The following is a 17,056-nucleotide window of genomic DNA, read 5'->3' on the forward strand; positions in this document are numbered from 1 at the left end:
TTTGCGGGCAGGTGATGCGTTTTCCGCCGCTGGCACGACTGTCTTGGGGTAGGGCAGGGGATCGCCCTTGCCGGGTCCGGCGCTAGGTTTGTCGAGGGCCGGCGCGCCCCGAGGCTGGTGGATCTAGACAAGGAGGTCGAGATGGCTCGACTGTTCGGCACCGACGGGGTACGCGGTCTGGCCAATGCCGACCTGTCCCCGGAGCTGGCCCTCTCGGTCGCGGCGAGCGCCGCCCGGGTGCTGGCGGCGCACGACCGTTCGCACCGTCCGGTGGCCGTCGTCGGCCGCGACCCGCGCGCCAGCGGCGAGATGCTGGAGGCCGCCGTGGTGGCGGGCCTCGCGTCGGCCGGTGCGGACGTCCTGCGGCTCGGCGTGCTGCCGACTCCCGCCGTCGCGTACCTCGTCGGTGCGCTCGACGCGGACCTCGGCGTGATGATCTCCGCCTCGCACAACCCCATGCCGGACAACGGCATCAAGCTCTTCGCCGCCGGCGGGCACAAACTGCCGGACAGCATCGAGGACGAGATCGAACGCGGCCTCGACGCGACGAGCGTCACCCGCCCGACCGGCGACGGCGTCGGCCGGGTGACGGACGTCCCGGACGCCCTCGACAAGTACATCGAGCACCTGGTCGCCGCGACGCCGCATCCGCTGACCGGCCTGAAGGTCGTGGTGGACTGCGCGAACGGCGCGTCGTCCGTAGCCGCCCCGGAGGCGTACCGCCGGGCCGGAGCCGAGGTCGTGGCCCTGCACGCGGAGCCGGACGGCATCAACATCAACGACAGCTGTGGCTCAAACCACCCGGACTTGCTGCGCGCGGCAGTCGTCGAACACGGTGCCGACCTCGGCATCGGCCACGACGGAGACGCCGACCGCTGCGTGGCCGTCGACGCGGCCGGCGAGCTGGTGGACGGCGACCAGATCATGGCCGTCCTGGCCCTGGCGCTGGCCGAAGAGGGCGCGCTGGTGAAGGACACCCTGGTCGCCACCGTGATGAGCAACCTCGGCCTGCACCTGGCGATGAAGGCACACGGCATCTCGGTCGTCACGACTGCGGTGGGTGACCGCTACGTGCTGGAGGAACTGCGCGCCTCAGGCCTGGCCCTCGGCGGCGAACAGTCCGGCCACGTGGTCCTCCCCGCCCACGCCACGACCGGCGACGGCCTCCTGACCGCACTGCGGCTGATGGCCCGGATGGCCGCCACGGGCAAGCCGCTGGCCGAACTGGCCGCGGTGATGAACCGGCTGCCGCAGGTGCTGGTCAACGTCCCGGTCGCGGACAAGGCAGCGGTGGCAGGCTCGGCCGAAGTCCGCGACGCGGTAGGCGAGGTCGAAGCCGAACTCGGCGAGGAAGGCCGGGTCCTGCTGCGCCCCTCGGGCACCGAGCAGCTGGTGCGGGTGATGGTGGAGGCCCCGGCCCACGCGACCGCCCAGGCGGCGGCGGACCGGCTGGCCGGGGTGGTGTCCGCGGTCTCCTGACCGAAATCTGGTGAATACTCTGCGCCACCAATGATCCGGCAGGTACATTCCGCAATGCGGGATCTACCGGGGAGGGGCGATGTACGACCAGAGTGAGGTGCCTCCGCATTTCGCCAGAAGCTTGGCGGCGATGGAGGAAGTCCGCGCACAGTACAGCGCCGACCACGAGCGCGCGATCGCCGATGACGAGGCCAGGCAGGCCGCGTTCGCGAAGCTTCTCGAGGAACATCGCGCCCAGGACGCGCAGTCGCAAGCCGACCGCGAGGCCGCGATCGCTGCCGCCGCCGAGGGAACCGAGGAAGACCGCGCCGCGTCGGAACAGGCAGAACGGACAGCCCAGCGGGTTGCCAAGCAGGTCGCCGAGGACGACGCGGCCGCCGCGATGTTCCGGGTCGAGGACGACACCGAACCGGTCGCGCCGGCGCCAGCCGCACCGCCTCCTCCGCCTGCCTCGGCGGCCCGGCACCGGGCATGGGAGGACGACGACTTCTCGGCCACCAACTGGATTGACGCAGAGTAGCCGCGGGCGCGAGGGGAGAGGGCGACGATGGCGAAATTCCACATTGAGCCGGACCAGGTCACAAAGGTGGCGAACGACGTCTCGACCATGAGCACGTCGTTCAAGGAGATCAAGACTTACACCGCGCAGTCCCAGCTGGCCCCAGGGCACTTCGGCAAGATTCCCGGCCTGTCCGAGGCCGCGGGCGCGTATGTGGCGAAGATGCAGGCACTCGGCGACTCCGCGGCGAAGGGCAGCACGTTTCTCGGCGGCTTCGCGGAACGGCTCAACACCTCGGTGACCTTGCACAGCGAGAACGAGCAAGAGAACGCTTGGGGCGTCACGAACGCCGGCAAGGGAGCCTGACCGTGACTCCTCCGGCGGACCAGGGCGCCGGTCGTCTCGGCGACACGATCATCGCCCCGCTGCAGCCTCCCGCGGACGTCCATCTCGACGACACGTCCGACAACATTCTCAAGCCGCTGGCCGGTTTCCGGGAGAAGATGACCGGCAAACTCGTGCAGCCGTACACGAGGTGGATCCAGCATCCGTCGCGAAACCTCGGGCTGCGGTTCTCCCCGCCGTACGGCCAGGGGGACGAAGAGAACCGGATGCTGAACGAACTCGGCGGGTTCGGCTTCGGCTATTTCTGGGGCGCGCAGGAACGCGCGGCGAACCTCGGCAAGGCGGCGAAAGCCGCGCAGGACGACACCGCTCAGGTCAAGCAGAGCCTCACCGCCGCCTGGCAGGGCAAGGCCGCCGATTCGGCCGCCGAGAAGCTGGACGATTTCAGCAAGGCCTCCGGCGAATACCTCGGCACGGTCAACGGTTTCAGCCAGCTGCTTCAGCAGTTGTGGCAGACGGTGCGCAAGCCGATCCTCGATTTGGGACAGCTGCCCGAAAACGGCGGACAGGCGCCCAAGAAGTTCCTGGACGCGCACAAGCCCGAGGACACCGACGGGCTGCTGATGTTCATGGACCGGCTCGACGAGGCGATCAAATGGGGCCGTCAGGATTCGGTGGGCTGGCAGTTTGCGACCAGCTTCGATGCATATGTCAATCCACGTGGGCCGTCTGAAGTTGCGCGGAGCGAGAGCTCCGGCACTGGCCCGATCAACGCGCAGGACATCCGGAGCATGTCGGTGGACCTGGACACCGGTTACGACTCCAAGTGGTCCGACATGTTCTGCCGTCAGATGGACGAGTACTGCCAGCAGTACTCGGACGCGATGGACTGCTTCCGGCAGTACATCCGCAACGCGCACACAGCGGCGACGAACGCCCTTCGCGCGTTTTCCGATGGGCTGAACGTGCCGACCGATCCGTTCGGCCGCCTGCAGCTCGGTGCCGACAGCGGCAGCGGCGGGCATGACAAGGGACCGTCCGGCCGGAACGACGGCGGGGACGGCAAACCGCCGTCCAACGGGGGCGGCGGCGATACAAAACCGCAGCAGGCCACGGTTCCTCCGCAGGTCGGCCCGACCCCGGCCCCAGCACAGACACCGGCCCCCACCCCGACACCGACCCCGCCCGCGCAGCCCGATCCGAACCAGAATCCGGTCACGCACAAGCCGCTCGAGGTGGATCCGTCGACCGGGCAGCCGTACCCGATCGACCCGCGAACCGGTGAAGCGGTCAAGACCGAGCGCGAAGCGCCGGACACCGTCACGGTCCAGCACGGCGAGCACAAGATCACCATGTCGGAGCCGGACGACCACGGGAAGATGGCGGTCTCGGTCGGCGACGGGTCCGGGCACGACAAGGCGTACCAGCTCGATTTCGGCGACCAGGCAGACCAGGCCGACAAGGCCCCTGGAACCGGCGCTGGCGCGGCGCAAGCGGACTCGGCTGCTCGTCCGCACGACGGGTCGGCGCAGCCCGCACACGACGGCCAAGGCCCGGCAGCGAAGCCGCACGATGCACCCGGCGGCCCGGTCCACAAACAGCCGGACGGCACGGCTCCGACGACGGATCCGAACCAGGTGCACCGCCCTGGCCCGGACGGAAAGATCCACATCGAGGACGGCAACCTCAAGATCACGGCTGAGCGCCCGAGCGGGCCGGACGGTCCGACCGTGGTGACGGTGGACGACGGATCCGGTGAGCCGACGAAGTACACGCTCGACGACCACGGGAAGATCGACCCGGCGACCGGACGGCCGGTCGACGGATTGACCGCTCAGCAGCACGGCGGCGGTGCCGCGAGCCCGGCCGCGCCTGCCACTGAACTGCCCGCGGAGCACATCCGCGAAGGTCAGCAGGTCGTGGCGGACGCTGGCGCTGCTGGACATGCCCAGCCGGTCGCCGAGCACGCTGCCGCGACGCAAGAGCACTCGACGACCGGGCAATCGGCAGCAGCCGACGGGCACGATCAGTCCGCTGGAGAGCAGACGGGACGGCACTATGCCCAGCCGGTCGCGGCGCAGGCAGACGCGACTCCGGCATACGGAACGCCCGCGGCGAGCGGCCCGGACGAGTCGACCACCGCGCAGTCGGTGCTGGACCCGTTCAGCAGCGATCCCGGGCTGGGCCACGTTCCGGCTGGTCCCGGACACGGGGATTCGGCGGTTCCGGCTGGATGGGAGCAGGGCGGAGCGGAACACCCGGCCGAACTCGGCACCGCGCCGACCACCACCGATCAGCAGCACGACCAGTCGATGGGCATGATGGGCGGCCCGATGATGGGCGGCGGACAAGGCAATTCCGGCGACCAGGAGCGCGGGACCAGCGGTTACCGGGCCGACGGCGGCTTGTTCGGCACCGCGCCGGGCGGCAGCCGGATCAGCGGATCGCTGTCTGAGGAGGACGAGGGGCGGCGCTGATCAGGCAGCCGGTTCCTCGTCCTCCGGAACCTCGATCGGCGCCCGCTTCACGTTCGCGTCCAGCAGTGGCAGGTACTTCTCCGTACCCGTCAAATGCGTCAGGAAGAACGCCGTGAACAGGGCCTTCGTCAGCTGCTGAGTCGCGCGCTGCGGTTTGCCCTGCAGCAGCAGCTGGCTCCAGTGCCGGCCCTCCGTCACCGCCAGATGGGACGACTTCGCCAGCGTCCGCAGTTGCACCGGACCGGCCCATGCCTGGGCGATCGCGTCCGCGTGGCCGACCGCTGGTGCGACCAGGTCGCCGTCCACTGCCAGGTGCAGGCCGGGGGCGCTGATCACCTTCGCGGCGTCCGTCGCGGGCGGGAAGGTCTGTGCCGCGGCCACTGTCGCCACTGCGCGGACCTTCGGGCGGGCTTCGTCGCCTGCTCCGGCGGCCTGGGCGGCTGCCAGCACGGCCGAACCGCCGCCGGTGGAGTGGCCGGCCAGGCCCAGTTTCTCCGGGTCGACGCTGATGCCGTCCGGGCCGAGGCGGACTGTGGTGATGATGTCGAGCGTGGTCAGCAGGTCACCGGCCAGCAGGCGGTGCGACGGCAGCGGGCCGAGCTGGGTCGCGGGGGCCGCGGCGACCACGCCCCAGCTCGCGAGGTGGTGCAGCAGCTGCCGGTAGCGCGTGGCGGGCTGCATCCAGCCGTGCCCGAACGCGATGGCGGGCAGGCCGAGGCCTTGGCGCGGGGTGAACACGACGCCGGGCAGTCCGACCAGGGCGAGGTTGCCGCGCACGACCTCGTGGGGTCCCGGGTGGGACAGCTCCGTGAGCAGCTGCTTGGGCTTGCTGGCCATGCGGCTGACCTTACTGCCCGCGCCCCGCCCCGGCCCGGTGCGCCACCCCGATCGGTTCAGGGGTCCGCCGCCACACTGCGCGCCGACCCGGTCAACGGTTGTCCGGGAGACAGCTCGCCCAGCTCAGCGGCAGTGAAAACCCCGCTCTAGGGACCGGAGTAGGGGACTGGACTTGTCTCGTTACGCTAGTTCGCGTGTGTGGAATCGTGGGATACGTCGGACACCGCCCGGCTTTGGACGTCGTGCTCGGTGGGCTCCGCCGCATGGAGTACCGGGGCTACGACTCGGCGGGCGTCGCGGTGCTGGACGGCGCCGGTGCGCTGACCGTCGAGCGCAAGGCCGGCCGTCTGGCCAACCTGGAAGCCCGGCTCGACGAGGTCGGCCGCGACGCGTTCGCGGGGACCGCGGGCATGGGCCACACCCGCTGGGCCACGCACGGGGCTCCGATCGACCGCAACTCGCATCCGCACCGGGACACCACCGGCCGCGTCGCGGTGGTGCACAACGGGATCATCGAGAACTTCGCCGCGTTGCGCGCCGAGCTCGAGGCCGCGGGCATCGAGATGGCCAGCGACACCGACACCGAAACCGCCGCTCACCTGGTCTCCCTCGCTTACTCCGAGGGCGAGACCAAGGGCGACCTGCCGGCCAGCGTCGCCGCGGTCTGCCGCCGGCTGGAGGGCGCGTTCACGCTCGTCGTGACGCACGCGGACGAGCCGGACACGATCGTCGCCGCGCGCCGGTCGTCGCCGCTGGTGGTCGGGGTCGGCGAGGGCGAGCACTTCGTCGCCTCCGACGTCGCGGCGTTCATCGAGCACACCCGCGAGGCCGTCGAACTGGGCCAGGACCAGCTGGTCGTCATCACCCGCGACGGCTACCAGGTCACCGACTTCCACGGCGACGCCGCGCAGGCCAAGCCGTTCACCGTCGACTGGGACCTGTCGGCCGCCGAGAAGGGCGGCCACGAGTACTTCATGCTCAAGGAGATCGAGGAGCAGCCGGAGGCGCTGGCGAACACGCTGCGCGGGCACTTCGAGGCCGGCCGGATCATCCTCGACGAGCAGCGCATTTCCGACCAGGACCTGCGCGACGTCGACAAGGTCTTCGTCGTCGCCTGCGGTTCGGCTTACCACTCCGGTCTCGTCGCCAAATACGCCATCGAGCACTGGTGCCGGCTTCCGGTCGAGGTGGAGCTGGCGTCGGAGTTCCGTTACCGCGACCCGGTTCTCGACCGCGACACGCTCGTCGTCGCGGTCTCCCAGTCCGGCGAGACCGCGGACACCCTCGAGGCCGTGCGGCACGCGCGCGAGCAGAAGGCCCGCGTTCTGGCGGTCTGCAACACCAACGGCGCGCAGATCCCGCGTGAATCCGACGCGGTGCTGTACACGCACGCCGGGCCGGAGATCGGGGTCGCGTCGACCAAGGCGTTCCTCGCGCAGATCGCCGCGAACTACCTCGTCGGCCTCGCGCTGGCGCAGGCGCGCGGCACCAAGTACCCGGACGAGGTCGCCCGCGAATTCGCCGAGCTGGAAGCCATGCCCGCCGCGGTGCAGAAGGTGCTGTCCACTGTGGAGCCGACGCGCGAGATCGCGCGGCGGATCTCCGATTCGCGCGCGGTGCTGTTCCTCGGCCGCCATGTCGGGTTCCCGGTGGCGCTGGAAGGCGCGCTGAAGCTGAAGGAACTCGCGTACATGCATGCGGAGGGCTTCGCGGCGGGCGAGTTGAAGCACGGTCCGATCGCGCTGATCGAAGAGGGCCTGCCGGTCGTCGTCGTGATGCCGTCGCCGAAGGGCCGCGCGGTGCTGCACTCGAAGCTGGTGTCGAACATCAGCGAGATCCAGGCGCGGGGCGCGCGCACGATCGTGATCGCCGAGGAGGGCGACGAGACCGTGCGCCCGTTCGCCGACGAGCTGATCGAGGTGCCCGCCGTGCCGACGCTGTTGCAGCCGCTGGTTTCCACCGTGCCGCTGCAGGTGCTGGCGGCGGAGATCGCCAGTTCGCGCGGGTACGACATCGACAAGCCGCGTAACCTGGCGAAGTCCGTCACTGTCGAGTAGCGGGAGCCGCCGTGCAAGGAATCTGGACTACTGAACGGATTCGCGCGGCGGAAGACCTGCTGCTCGCGCGCACGCCGGACGGCGAGCTGATGTGCCGGGCCTCCTTCGGCCTCGCTGCCGAGGTGGCCGGGTTGCTGGCCGAGAACACCGGTGGCGTATCCGGTCGCCGGGTCGTGCTGCTGGTCGGTTCCGGCAACAACGGCGGCGATGCGTTGTGGGCCGGCGCTTTCCTGCGTCGACGCGGGGTCGCGGTAGCCGCGGTGCTGCTGAAACCGGAGAAGGCGCACCCGGCCGGATTGGCTGCGCTGCGGCGATCCGGCGGCCGAGTGGTGTCCATAGCGGACGGTCCACAGTGGATCGAAAAGGCGGACGTCGTGGTCGACGGCATCGTCGGCATTTCGGCCCGCGGCGCGTTGCGTCCGGAAGCGGCCGAGCTGGTCGCGCGGATCGAAGCGCCCGTGGTGGCGGTCGATCTGCCGAGCGGTGTCGATCCGGACACCGGCGCGGTCGACGGTCCGCACGTCACCGCCGCGCGCACGGTCACGTTCGGTGCGCTGAAGCCCGTGCACGTGCTGGCCCCGCAGGAATGCGGCGACGTTGTGCTGGTCGACATCGGCCTGCGACCCTGGCTGGACGAGCCGGATCTTTGGCGGCTGGAACTGTCCGACATCGCCGCGGTGTGGCCGATTCCCGGGCCGGAGGACGACAAATACACCCAGGGTGTCGTCGGCATCGCGGCCGGATCGGCGACGTATCCGGGTGCGGCGGTGCTCGCGTCCGGTTCCGCGGTTCGCGCGACGGCGGGCATGGTCCGTTACGCCGGACACGCCGCGGACGTCGTGCGCTCCCGCTGGCCGGAGATCGTCGCGACCGGCTCGGTCACCGACGCGGGGCGGGTGCAGGCGTGGGTGGTCGGCCCGGGCATCGGCACCGGCGGGGAAGGCCGGGAAATTCTGCGGCACATCCTCGGCCAGGGCGTCCCGGTGTGCGCGGATGCCGACGCCACCACGATCATCGCGCACACTCCCGAAGTCCTCGACGCCCGCGACCCGGACACTCCGCTCGTGCTCACTCCGCACGCCGGCGAGTACGAGCGGCTGATGGGCCGCCGCCCAGGCCCGGATCGAGTCGCGGCGGCGCGGGAAGCGGCGAAGAAGTACGACGCGGTCGTGCTGCTCAAAGGCCACTGCACGGTCGTCGCGGCTCCAGACGGTCGCGTCGCGGTGAACACCCCACGCGGTTCGTGGCTGGCCACCGCTGGCTCCGGCGACGTGCTGACCGGCCTGATCGGCTCGCTGCTCGCCTCCGGACTAGACCCGTGGCTGGCCGCCGCGGCCGCCGCGCAGGTGCATTCACTGGCGGGCGCGCTCGCCGCCGAGGACGTGCCGACGTCGGCGTCCGGTCTGGTCGACGCTATCCCCGCCGCGCTCCGGCTGGTTCGTGCGATCGCATAGTTATCGAGTTACGTGTTAACTCGGCTCGCGATATCTGGTAAGAACAAGATGTGAGTCGAGACACGCCAGGACGGCCGAAGACGCGCCCGTCCGACGCCGCGGTGGAGCAGCGGCGGCAGGAGATCCTCGACTACGTCATCGACCAGGGGGAAGTCCGGATCGACGACCTCACCGCCCGGTTCGGCGTCAGCCTGATGACGATGCACCGTGACCTGGACGAGCTCGCCGACAAGCGGCTGCTGCGGAAGCTCCGGGGCAAGGTCGAGGCGTATCCGGCGCTCACCATGGAGACCGCCAGCCGGTTCACGCTGCACTCGGCCGAGAAGGAAGCCCTCGCCGACCTCGCGATCCAGCAGGTCGAGCCCGGCCAGACGGTGTTCGTGGACGACTCCACCACGCTGTTCCCGCTGGTCGAGCGGCTGGCCCAGGTCGAGCGCCTCACCGTGATCACCAACTCGCTGCAGGCCGCGCGGCTGCTGGGCAGCGGCGTCGAGGTGGTGCTCGCCGGTGGTCGTTACGACCCCGAGTACGACTCCTGCTCCGGCCCCGATGTCCTCGAGTTGCTCGGGCGCGTTCGCGTGGACATCGCGTTCGTCTCGGTGAGCGCGGTCGCGGTGGGCAGGCTGTTCCACCCGGTCCGCGACTACGCCGAGCTGAAGAAGGCCGTGCTGCGCGCCGCGAACCGCAACGTGCTGGTGCTCGACCACTCGAAGTTCGGCCGCACCGCGACCTACGCGCACGGCACGGTCGGCGATTACGACCTCCTGATCACCAGCGAAGCCACTCCGACCGAGGAGATCGAGGCCGCGCTGAACGAGGGAACGGCGGTCGAGGCCGCGGAGTACGTCGAGGAGGGACAGCCCTATGACAGCTGAGCTGGTGGCCGGGGTCGATTCGTCGACCCAGTCGACCAAGGTCGTGGTCTGCGACGCACGCACGGGCGAGGTCGTGCGCACCGGCCGGGCACCGCACCCGGACGGCACCGAGGTCGACCCCGCGGCGTGGGCGCAAGCGTTTGCGGACGCCACTCGCGACGTTCTCGACGGTGTGAAGGCCATCGGCGTCGGCGGTCAGCAGCACGGCATGGTGACGCTCGACGAGGCCGGCGAGGTAGTGCGCCCGGCGTTGCTGTGGAACGACACCCGCTCCGCGCAGGCGGCCCAAGACCTCACCGAAGAACTGGGCGGACCCGGCGTGTGGGCGAAGTCGGTCGGGCTGGTGCCGGTCGCCAGCTTCACCGTCACCAAGCTCCGCTGGCTCGCCGAGCACGAGCCGGAGAACGCGGACCGGGTCGCCCGCGTTCTGCTGCCGCACGACTGGCTCACCTGGCGGCTGCTCGGCCGCCCGGAAACCGCGGTGACCGATCGCGGCGACGCCTCGGGCACCGGCTATTTCTCGCCGACGGACAACACGTACCGGCACGACGTCCTCGCGCACGCGTTCGGCGGACGCACCCCGGATCTGCCGACCGTGCTCGGCCCGTCCGACGTCGCCGGGCACACCAGCGACGGCATGCTCGTGTCCGCGGGCACCGGCGACAACATGGCCGCCGCGCTCGCCCTCGAACTGGCCCCGGGCGACGCCGTGATCTCGATCGGCACCAGTGGCACGGTTTTCGGCGTCACCGAGACCGGCGCGGCGGACGCGAGCGGCCTGGTCGCCGGATTCGCCGACGCCACCGGCCGGTTCCTTCCGCTGACGGCCGCCCTCAACGCCGCCCGCGTGCTCACCGCGGGCGCGGCGATGCTCGGGGTGGACCTGGCCGAATTCGACCGGCTCGCGCTGAGCGCCGAACCGGGTGCGGGCGGGCTCACGCTGCTGCCGTACCTGGACGGCGAGCGCACGCCGAACCTGCCCGGCGCGACCGGTTCGCTGCACGGTCTGACCAGGGCGAACATGACGCCCGAGAACGTCGCGCGGGCGACCGTCGAGGGCATGGTCTGCGGGTTGGCCGCCGGGCTCGACGCGGTGCGCGCACAGGGCATGGCCGTGAAGCGCGTGCTGCTCATCGGCGGCGGCGCGCAGTCCGCCGCGGTGCGCGCGATCGCACCGATCGTGCTCGGCCTGCCCGTCGTGATTCCCGAGGTCGGCGAGTACGTCGCGCTGGGTGCCGCTCGACAGGCCGCGTGGGCGCTGGCCGGCACCGCGGAACCGCCGACGTGGCACGGAACGGAAAACCGGCTCGAGCTGGACGAGCCGGCTGGGGCGCTGCGCGCCGCGGGCATCGAGATCCAGCACCGCCACCTCGAGGCGCGCGAGGCCGCGCACGGGGTTTCCGCGAAATTGGGAGAGGACTGACCGATGGCCAGCATCACCTACGACAAGGCGACCCGGCGCTACTCCGGGACCGAGCGTCCCGCGGTCGACGCGCTGGACCTGGAGATCGCCGACGGCGAGTTCCTCGTGCTGGTCGGGCCGTCGGGCTCGGGCAAGTCCACCGCGCTGCGGATGCTCGCGGGCCTGGAGGACATCGACGAGGGCGCGGTCTGGATCGGCGACCGCGACGTCACCCAGCTGCCGCCGCGTTCGCGCGACATCGCGATGGTGTTCCAGAACTACGCGCTGTACCCGCACATGACGGTCGCGCAGAACATGGGCTTCGCGCTGAAGATCGCCGGTCGGCCCGCGTCGGAGATCAAGCAGAAGGTGCTCGACGCGGCGAAGCTGCTGGACATCGAGCAGTACCTGGACCGCAAGCCGAAGGCGCTGTCCGGCGGTCAGCGGCAGCGCGTCGCGATGGGCCGCGCGATCGTGCGCGAGCCGCAGGTGTTCCTCATGGACGAGCCGCTGTCGAACCTCGACGCGAAGCTGCGCGTCTCGACCCGTACGCAGATCGCCGCGCTGCAGCGCCGGCTCGGCGTCACCACCGTGTACGTGACCCACGACCAGGTCGAGGCCATGACGATGGGTGACCGCGTCGCGGTGCTGTCGGACGGTCTGCTGCAGCAGTGCGACACCCCGCGCGCGCTGTACGACCGGCCCGCGAACGTTTTCGTCGCGGGCTTCATGGGCTCGCCGGCGATGAACCTGGTCACCGCGAAACTGACCGCGGACGGTGCTGAGGTCAGCGGCGTGCAGGTGCCGCTGACCCCCTCGGTCCGGTCCGCGGCCGACGGCGACACGGTCACCATCGGCTTCCGTCCGGAGGCGCTGGAGGTCACCACCGACGCCGCGGGCGCGCTGCCGATCAAGGTGGAGCTGGTTGAGGAGCTGGGCTCGGACGCGTACATGTACGGCAAGCTCGGCGCGGGCGTCGAGGCGACCGCTGAGGGCACGTCACGCAACGTGGTCGCCCGGGTCGACCCGCGTACGCCGCCCGCCATGGGTGACACGCTGCACCTGCGGATCCGTCCGGACGAGCTGCACGTCTTCTCCGGTACCTCCGGGCAGCGTCTCTCCTGAGCCGATAACGTGGGAAACTGGCAGTCGTTATGACTGTCAGTTTCCCGCACGCCGAGACCGTGGTCGATCTCGGCGCAGTGCGCCACAACGTTTCCTTGCTGGCCGCCCGGGCCCCCGGTGCGGCCGTCATGTGCGTGGTCAAAGGCGACGCGTACGGCCACGGCGCGGTACCCGTCAGCCGTGCTGCGGTCGAGGCCGGGGCGAGCTGGCTCGGCACCTGCTCGCTGCAGGAAGCCCTCGACCTGCGGGCCGCCGGGCTGTCGGTGCGGCTGTTCAGCTGGCTGGACGTGCCGGAGCTGGATTTCACGCCCGGCATCGAGGCGGACATCGACCTCGGCGTCAGCTCCCTCAGCGAGCTGGCCCGGGTCGACGCCGCGGCGCAGCGGGCCGGAAAGCGCGCCCGCGTGCACCTCAAGATCGACACCGGGCTGGCCCGCAACGGCTGCCCGCCCGCGGCCTGGCCCGAGCTGGTCGAGGCGGCGGTCAAGGCGCGCGGCGTCGAGGTAGTGGCCATCTGGTCGCATCTGGCCTGCGCCGACGAGCTGGGGCACGCCTCGATCGACGCGCAGGCGAAGCTGTTCGCCGAGGCCTACGACGCGGCGCGAGCCGCTGGCCTCGACCCGATCCGGCACCTGGCGAACTCCGCGGCCACACTCACCCGGCCTGACCTGCATTTCGACCTGGTCCGCCCGGGCATCGCGATGTACGGCCTCAACCCGGTGCCCACCGACGACGACCTGCGCCCGGTCATGACGTTCCGTTCGACAGTGGTGCTGACCAAGCCGCTGGCGGCTGGAGAATCCGTTTCCTACGGGCACACCTGGACGGCGCAGGAGGACACGACGCTCGCGCTCGTTCCCGCCGGGTACGCGGACGGGGTGCCGCGCACGCTGTCCGGCCGGATGGACGTCTGGCTGGGCGGCCGGCGGCGGCCAGTCGTCGGGCGGATCTGCATGGACCAGCTCGTGGTCAACGTCGGCAACGAGGACGTCCCTGACATCGGCGACGAGGTCGTGTTGTTCGGCGCGGGCCGGTCCGGCGAGCCCACCGCACGCGAATGGGCGGACAAGCTCGGCACCATCGACTACGAGATCGTCACCTCGATGTACCGGCCGCGTGTGCGCCGCCGGTATGTGGGGGAGCAGGCGTGACTCCTTCGGCACGGCTGTGGGCGATCGCTGGCGGAGTCGGAGCGGTAGTGACGGGGGCAGCAGCGGCAGTTGTCGCGACGCAGCAACGCAAATCGACCGAGGACCCGTTCGCCGACGAGCCGCTGGGCGAGTTGAAACCGGACCGTACGTCCACTGTCGCGGCTGAAGACGGTACGCCGCTGTCGGTCGAGGAGATCGACCCAGAGGACGGCGGAACGCCAGAGCTGACTCTCGTCGGCGTACACGGCTTCGCGCTTTCGCGGCTCTCGTGGCACTTTCAGCGCCGCGACGTCGCTTCGCTGCGACTGCCGCGCGTACGGCAGGTCTACTTCGACCATCGCGGCCACGGTCTGTCCGGAGAAGCGTCCGCTGAGACGTCGACGATCGAACAGCTCGCGCACGACCTCGACAGCGTGCTGCGCGCGATGGTGCCCGAGGGACCGATTGTCCTCATGGGACATTCCATGGGCGGCATGGTGATCATGGAGCTTGCCGCGCAACGGCCAGACCTCTTCGAGGACCGCGTATGCGGCGTTGCCTTCATCGCGACCGCGGCGGGCGAAGTCGGCGCACGCGGGTTGCCGAGGCCGTTGCTGTCCAAGTACAACCCGCTCACGCGCGGCGTCGGCGAGCTGGCGGAATGGCAACCCGGGTTGGTGGAGTTCGTCCGCGCGGCTGGCGGCCAGCTCACTCGGCAAGCGGTGCGACGGCTCGCGTTCGGCAGCCGCGACGTCTCGCCGCGCTTGGTCGACTTCATGCTGGAAATGCTGGCTGTCACGCCGGTGCGCGGGCTGCTCAACTTCGTGGACACCCTCGGCAGCCACCATCGCTACGCTGTGCTTGCCGGGCTGAAACACGCACAGGTGCTGGTCATCGGCGGCGACTCGGACCGCTTCACGCCGTTCGCGCACGCCGAGCGGATCGTCTCCGAGCTGCCGGACGCCGAGCTGGTGCGCGTGCGCGGAGCCGGGCACATGGTGCAGCTCGAACAGCCCGAGCTGGTGAACAGCCATCTCATCGACCTGCTGCAGCGCTGTGGTGGCAGCGCCGCGCCGAACCGGCGAAACTGGTGGTGGACAAGGTGATTCTGGAAACCCCCGAGGACACGATGGCCTTCGGCCGGACGCTGGGCGCGGCCTTGCGCGCGGGCGACCTGGTGCTGCTGGACGGCCCGCTCGGAGCCGGGAAGACCACCCTGACCCGCGGGATCGCGGACGGTCTCGGGGTCGGCGGACGGGTCAGTTCGCCGACGTTCGTGCTGGCGCGAGTGCACGCCGCGGGGGCGGCCGGGGTGCCGTTGATCCACGTCGACGCCTACCGGCTCGGCGGCGATCTGAGCCAGCTGGACGACCTCGATCTGGACACTGACCTGGAGTCGTCCGCGGTGGTCGTCGAATGGGGCGAGGGCAGTGCGGAGCGGCTGTCGGAGGACCACCTGGTCGTTCGGCTGACCCGCCACGACGACGACACCCGGACGGTCGTCCTGGAACCGCACGGCTCCTGGACCACCCGGGTCGACGAGCTGCAAGCGGCCTAGCGCTGACCGTCCGGCAATCCTCTACGACCCGGTTTTCGACGGTTCCTTCGTCAGCGCGTGGTTGAGCGCGGTCAGGAAGGCCAGCAGCCGAGGGCCGAAGCGACGCAGGTCATTGTCCTGTTCGACGCCGCCGTACCAGGAGAGGCCGGCCTGGCCGTCGGCGTCCGGGTCCAAGTCGGCGAACGCGCCGAGCCAGCGTTCGGTGTCGCCGAGCACCACCGCGTACGGCAGGGAACGGGAGAACACCATCTCGCGGTCCGCCGGGCGTTCGATGTCTTCCGCGCGCAGACGGTGCAGGTAGCGCAACAGCCCGCGGATCTGGCCGGCGACCGCGCGGCCGCGGGCGGTGCGGGACGGCAGCAGCGCGCGAGCCGCGGCGAGACCCAGGCCGGCGAGCGCGACCGCGACGCCCAGCAGCGCGTGCCCGACGGTGAACGAAAGCACCGCCGTCGCGACCAAGCCGAGCACGAACAGCAGGATGCCGGGCAGCGCCAGCACCCCGCGCGAGGTGTCCGGACGACGCGAGAACCATTGGCTGGCAACGACGTCCCGGTACATGGAGTCCTGGATCGGTGCCGCGTCGAGATCGTTCAGCCGGGACAGCAGGACGGTGTCGGTACCTTCCGGCAGCAGCGTTTCGCAGACCACCCGCTCGAAATCGCGCAGGTGCTCGTCCGGCGGGTTCCGCCGGGAGATCTGCCAGTCCGGACCGGGAAGCTCGGCCAGCCACAGGTAATTCCGCACCGCCAGATCGACGACAGTGGCCGCGATGTCCACCGGGTCCACCGACTCGTCCATCACGGTGCCGATCTGCCCGGGAAGCACCCCGTCCGGAGAAGCGAACCAAGTTCGGCCGTTTTCCTGCAACAGAACTTCGATTGTGGTATCGCCGACGCTGGTCGCGAGCTCGTCTTGCTTTCGGCGTCGCCATACGAATAGCGCGGTGGCAATCAGCAAAACGGCAACCGCGGCGAAGCCGATGACGGACGGCAAGGTGAGCGAGAATGCCGCCGCCAATGCGCTGGCCGGCACGAAATCGGCATTCGCCGGCGCGGTGCCCGGTGGCAGCCCGACTGACAGTTCCATCCGCGCGCCCGGCGGCAAATCGTTCTGCTGCAGCCGCAGCACGCCGGTGTGGTCGACCTCGGACAGCGTGCACGGCTGGTTCGCGCCGATCGAACAGGTCACCGGAGCCATCTGCCGGGCCGGGGCGAGGAAGGACGCCTTGATTTCCTTCACCGGCCGGTCGAAGCCGCCCGCGACGAGCGCGCGCACCTGCTGGCCGCCGCCCTGGTCGGCGAGGGCGCCGGTGAGTGTGTAGACGACGGTGGATTCGCCCGCGCCGAAGGTGAGCGTCAACTGGTCGTCGGCCTGCGCGACGGCGCTGCCGCCGGTGGCCTTCGCGTCCCGCACCGTGTAGCGGAGGTCCTGCCCGTCGTCGGCGGGCAGCCGCAGCGGCAACGTGGACACCAGTCGCTGTCCACCTGGGACAGTCACCTTCTCGGTGACCTGGAAGCCGCCGTCGCGCAACAGTTTCAGTGCGATTTCCGCAGTCGCTTCGGAGGACGCTTGCGCATTCTCGGAATGCCACCCGGTTCCGGAGAAGGCCGCCGCCGGACTCGGGGCGGATAGCACCGCCAATGCCGCGATCGCCGCCGCGGAAACCCATTTCCTCGCCACGGCAGCAGAGCCTAGAGCACACCGGCTAGGCTGGGCGCCCCGGCAGTGAAAAAAGCCGGATTACGCGAATCACGCAATCGCAGGGGGAACGATGACCTGGCCACCGCAAGGCGGTCCTTATCCGGTTCCGCCGGGAGC

At 70.4% G+C, this 17,056-nt stretch carries 14 protein-coding genes; 12 read left to right on the forward strand and 2 right to left on the reverse strand.

Translation table 11 applies throughout. The annotated features are described in order from the left end of the window. The first annotated feature begins 141 nt into the window (after nt 1-141). The 4 genes from glmM (at nt 142) to H5411_RS17815 (ending at nt 4,800) form a co-directional block, all read left to right on the forward strand. The gene (gene glmM, locus H5411_RS17800; protein ID WP_101435993.1) at nt 142-1,479 is read left to right on the forward strand and encodes a phosphoglucosamine mutase; all 1,338 of its coding nucleotides are present in this window, start codon (nt 142-144) and stop codon (nt 1,477-1,479) included. 79 nt (nt 1,480-1,558) lie between these two features. After that, nucleotides 1,559-1,999, forward strand: coding sequence for a hypothetical protein (locus H5411_RS17805; protein WP_101435992.1), 441 nt, complete (start codon nt 1,559-1,561; stop codon nt 1,997-1,999). Nucleotides 2,000-2,026: 27 nt separating this feature from the next. Continuing rightward, a complete protein-coding gene (locus tag H5411_RS17810) occupies nt 2,027-2,344 on the forward strand; it encodes a hypothetical protein (RefSeq protein ID WP_101435991.1) in 318 nt (105 codons plus the stop codon). 2 nt (nt 2,345-2,346) lie between these two features. After that, the gene (locus H5411_RS17815) at nt 2,347-4,800 is read left to right on the forward strand and encodes a WXG100 family type VII secretion target (RefSeq protein ID WP_101435990.1); all 2,454 of its coding nucleotides are present in this window, start codon (nt 2,347-2,349) and stop codon (nt 4,798-4,800) included. On the opposite strand, the gene H5411_RS17820 is transcribed toward H5411_RS17815, so the two are convergent. Further along, nucleotides 4,801-5,637: a poly(ethylene terephthalate) hydrolase family protein gene (locus H5411_RS17820; protein ID WP_183124364.1), complete on the reverse strand. Its 837-nt coding sequence runs from the start codon at nt 5,635-5,637 to the stop codon at nt 4,801-4,803. It abuts the gene before it with no gap. A 194-nt stretch (nt 5,638-5,831) separates the two neighbouring features. Here H5411_RS17820 and glmS point away from each other — a divergent pair, with 194 nt between their 5' ends. Genes glmS through tsaE form a run of 8 tightly spaced genes read left to right on the forward strand, consistent with a single transcriptional unit; the run spans nt 5,832 to nt 15,238 of the window. Next, a complete protein-coding gene (gene glmS / locus H5411_RS17825; RefSeq protein WP_183124365.1) occupies nt 5,832-7,694 on the forward strand; it encodes a glutamine--fructose-6-phosphate transaminase (isomerizing) in 1,863 nt (620 codons plus the stop codon). A gap of 11 nt (nt 7,695-7,705) precedes the next feature. Further along, nucleotides 7,706-9,148: an NAD(P)H-hydrate dehydratase gene (locus H5411_RS17830; protein WP_183124366.1), complete on the forward strand. Its 1,443-nt coding sequence runs from the start codon at nt 7,706-7,708 to the stop codon at nt 9,146-9,148. Between the two features lie 50 nt (nt 9,149-9,198). Further along, nucleotides 9,199-10,023 (forward strand): DeoR/GlpR family DNA-binding transcription regulator, encoded by an 825-nt coding sequence (locus H5411_RS17835; protein ID WP_183124367.1) that lies wholly within the window; start codon nt 9,199-9,201, stop codon nt 10,021-10,023. Further along, entirely contained in the window at nt 10,013-11,446 is a 1,434-nt protein-coding gene (gene xylB / locus H5411_RS17840; protein WP_183124368.1) for a xylulokinase, read from the forward strand. The genes H5411_RS17835 and xylB overlap by 11 nt, the downstream gene beginning before the upstream one ends. Nucleotides 11,447-11,449: 3 nt before the next feature. After that, complete coding sequence (locus H5411_RS17845; protein ID WP_183124369.1) at nt 11,450-12,550, forward strand: ABC transporter ATP-binding protein; 1,101 nt, start codon at nt 11,450-11,452, stop codon at nt 12,548-12,550. A 29-nt stretch (nt 12,551-12,579) separates the two neighbouring features. Further along, nucleotides 12,580-13,701, forward strand: coding sequence for an alanine racemase (alr, locus tag H5411_RS17850; protein ID WP_183124370.1), 1,122 nt, complete (start codon nt 12,580-12,582; stop codon nt 13,699-13,701). Continuing rightward, nucleotides 13,698-14,786, forward strand: coding sequence for an alpha/beta fold hydrolase (locus tag H5411_RS17855; protein ID WP_167441906.1), 1,089 nt, complete (start codon nt 13,698-13,700; stop codon nt 14,784-14,786). The genes alr and H5411_RS17855 overlap by 4 nt, the downstream gene beginning before the upstream one ends. Further along, nucleotides 14,783-15,238 carry a tRNA (adenosine(37)-N6)-threonylcarbamoyltransferase complex ATPase subunit type 1 TsaE gene (gene tsaE / locus H5411_RS17860; protein ID WP_279630330.1) on the forward strand — a complete coding sequence of 152 codons (456 nt, stop codon included), beginning with the start codon at nt 14,783-14,785 and terminating at the stop codon, nt 15,236-15,238. Before H5411_RS17855 ends, tsaE begins: the two co-directional genes overlap by 4 nt. A 21-nt stretch (nt 15,239-15,259) precedes the next feature. On the opposite strand, the gene H5411_RS17865 is transcribed toward tsaE, so the two are convergent. Then, the gene (locus H5411_RS17865) at nt 15,260-16,918 is read right to left on the reverse strand and encodes a DUF2207 domain-containing protein (protein WP_183124371.1); all 1,659 of its coding nucleotides are present in this window, start codon (nt 16,916-16,918) and stop codon (nt 15,260-15,262) included. Nucleotides 16,919-17,056 lie beyond the last annotated feature (138 nt).

The organism is Amycolatopsis echigonensis (genome assembly GCF_014174495.1).
GTDB lineage: Bacteria > Actinomycetota > Actinomycetes > Mycobacteriales > Pseudonocardiaceae > Amycolatopsis > Amycolatopsis echigonensis.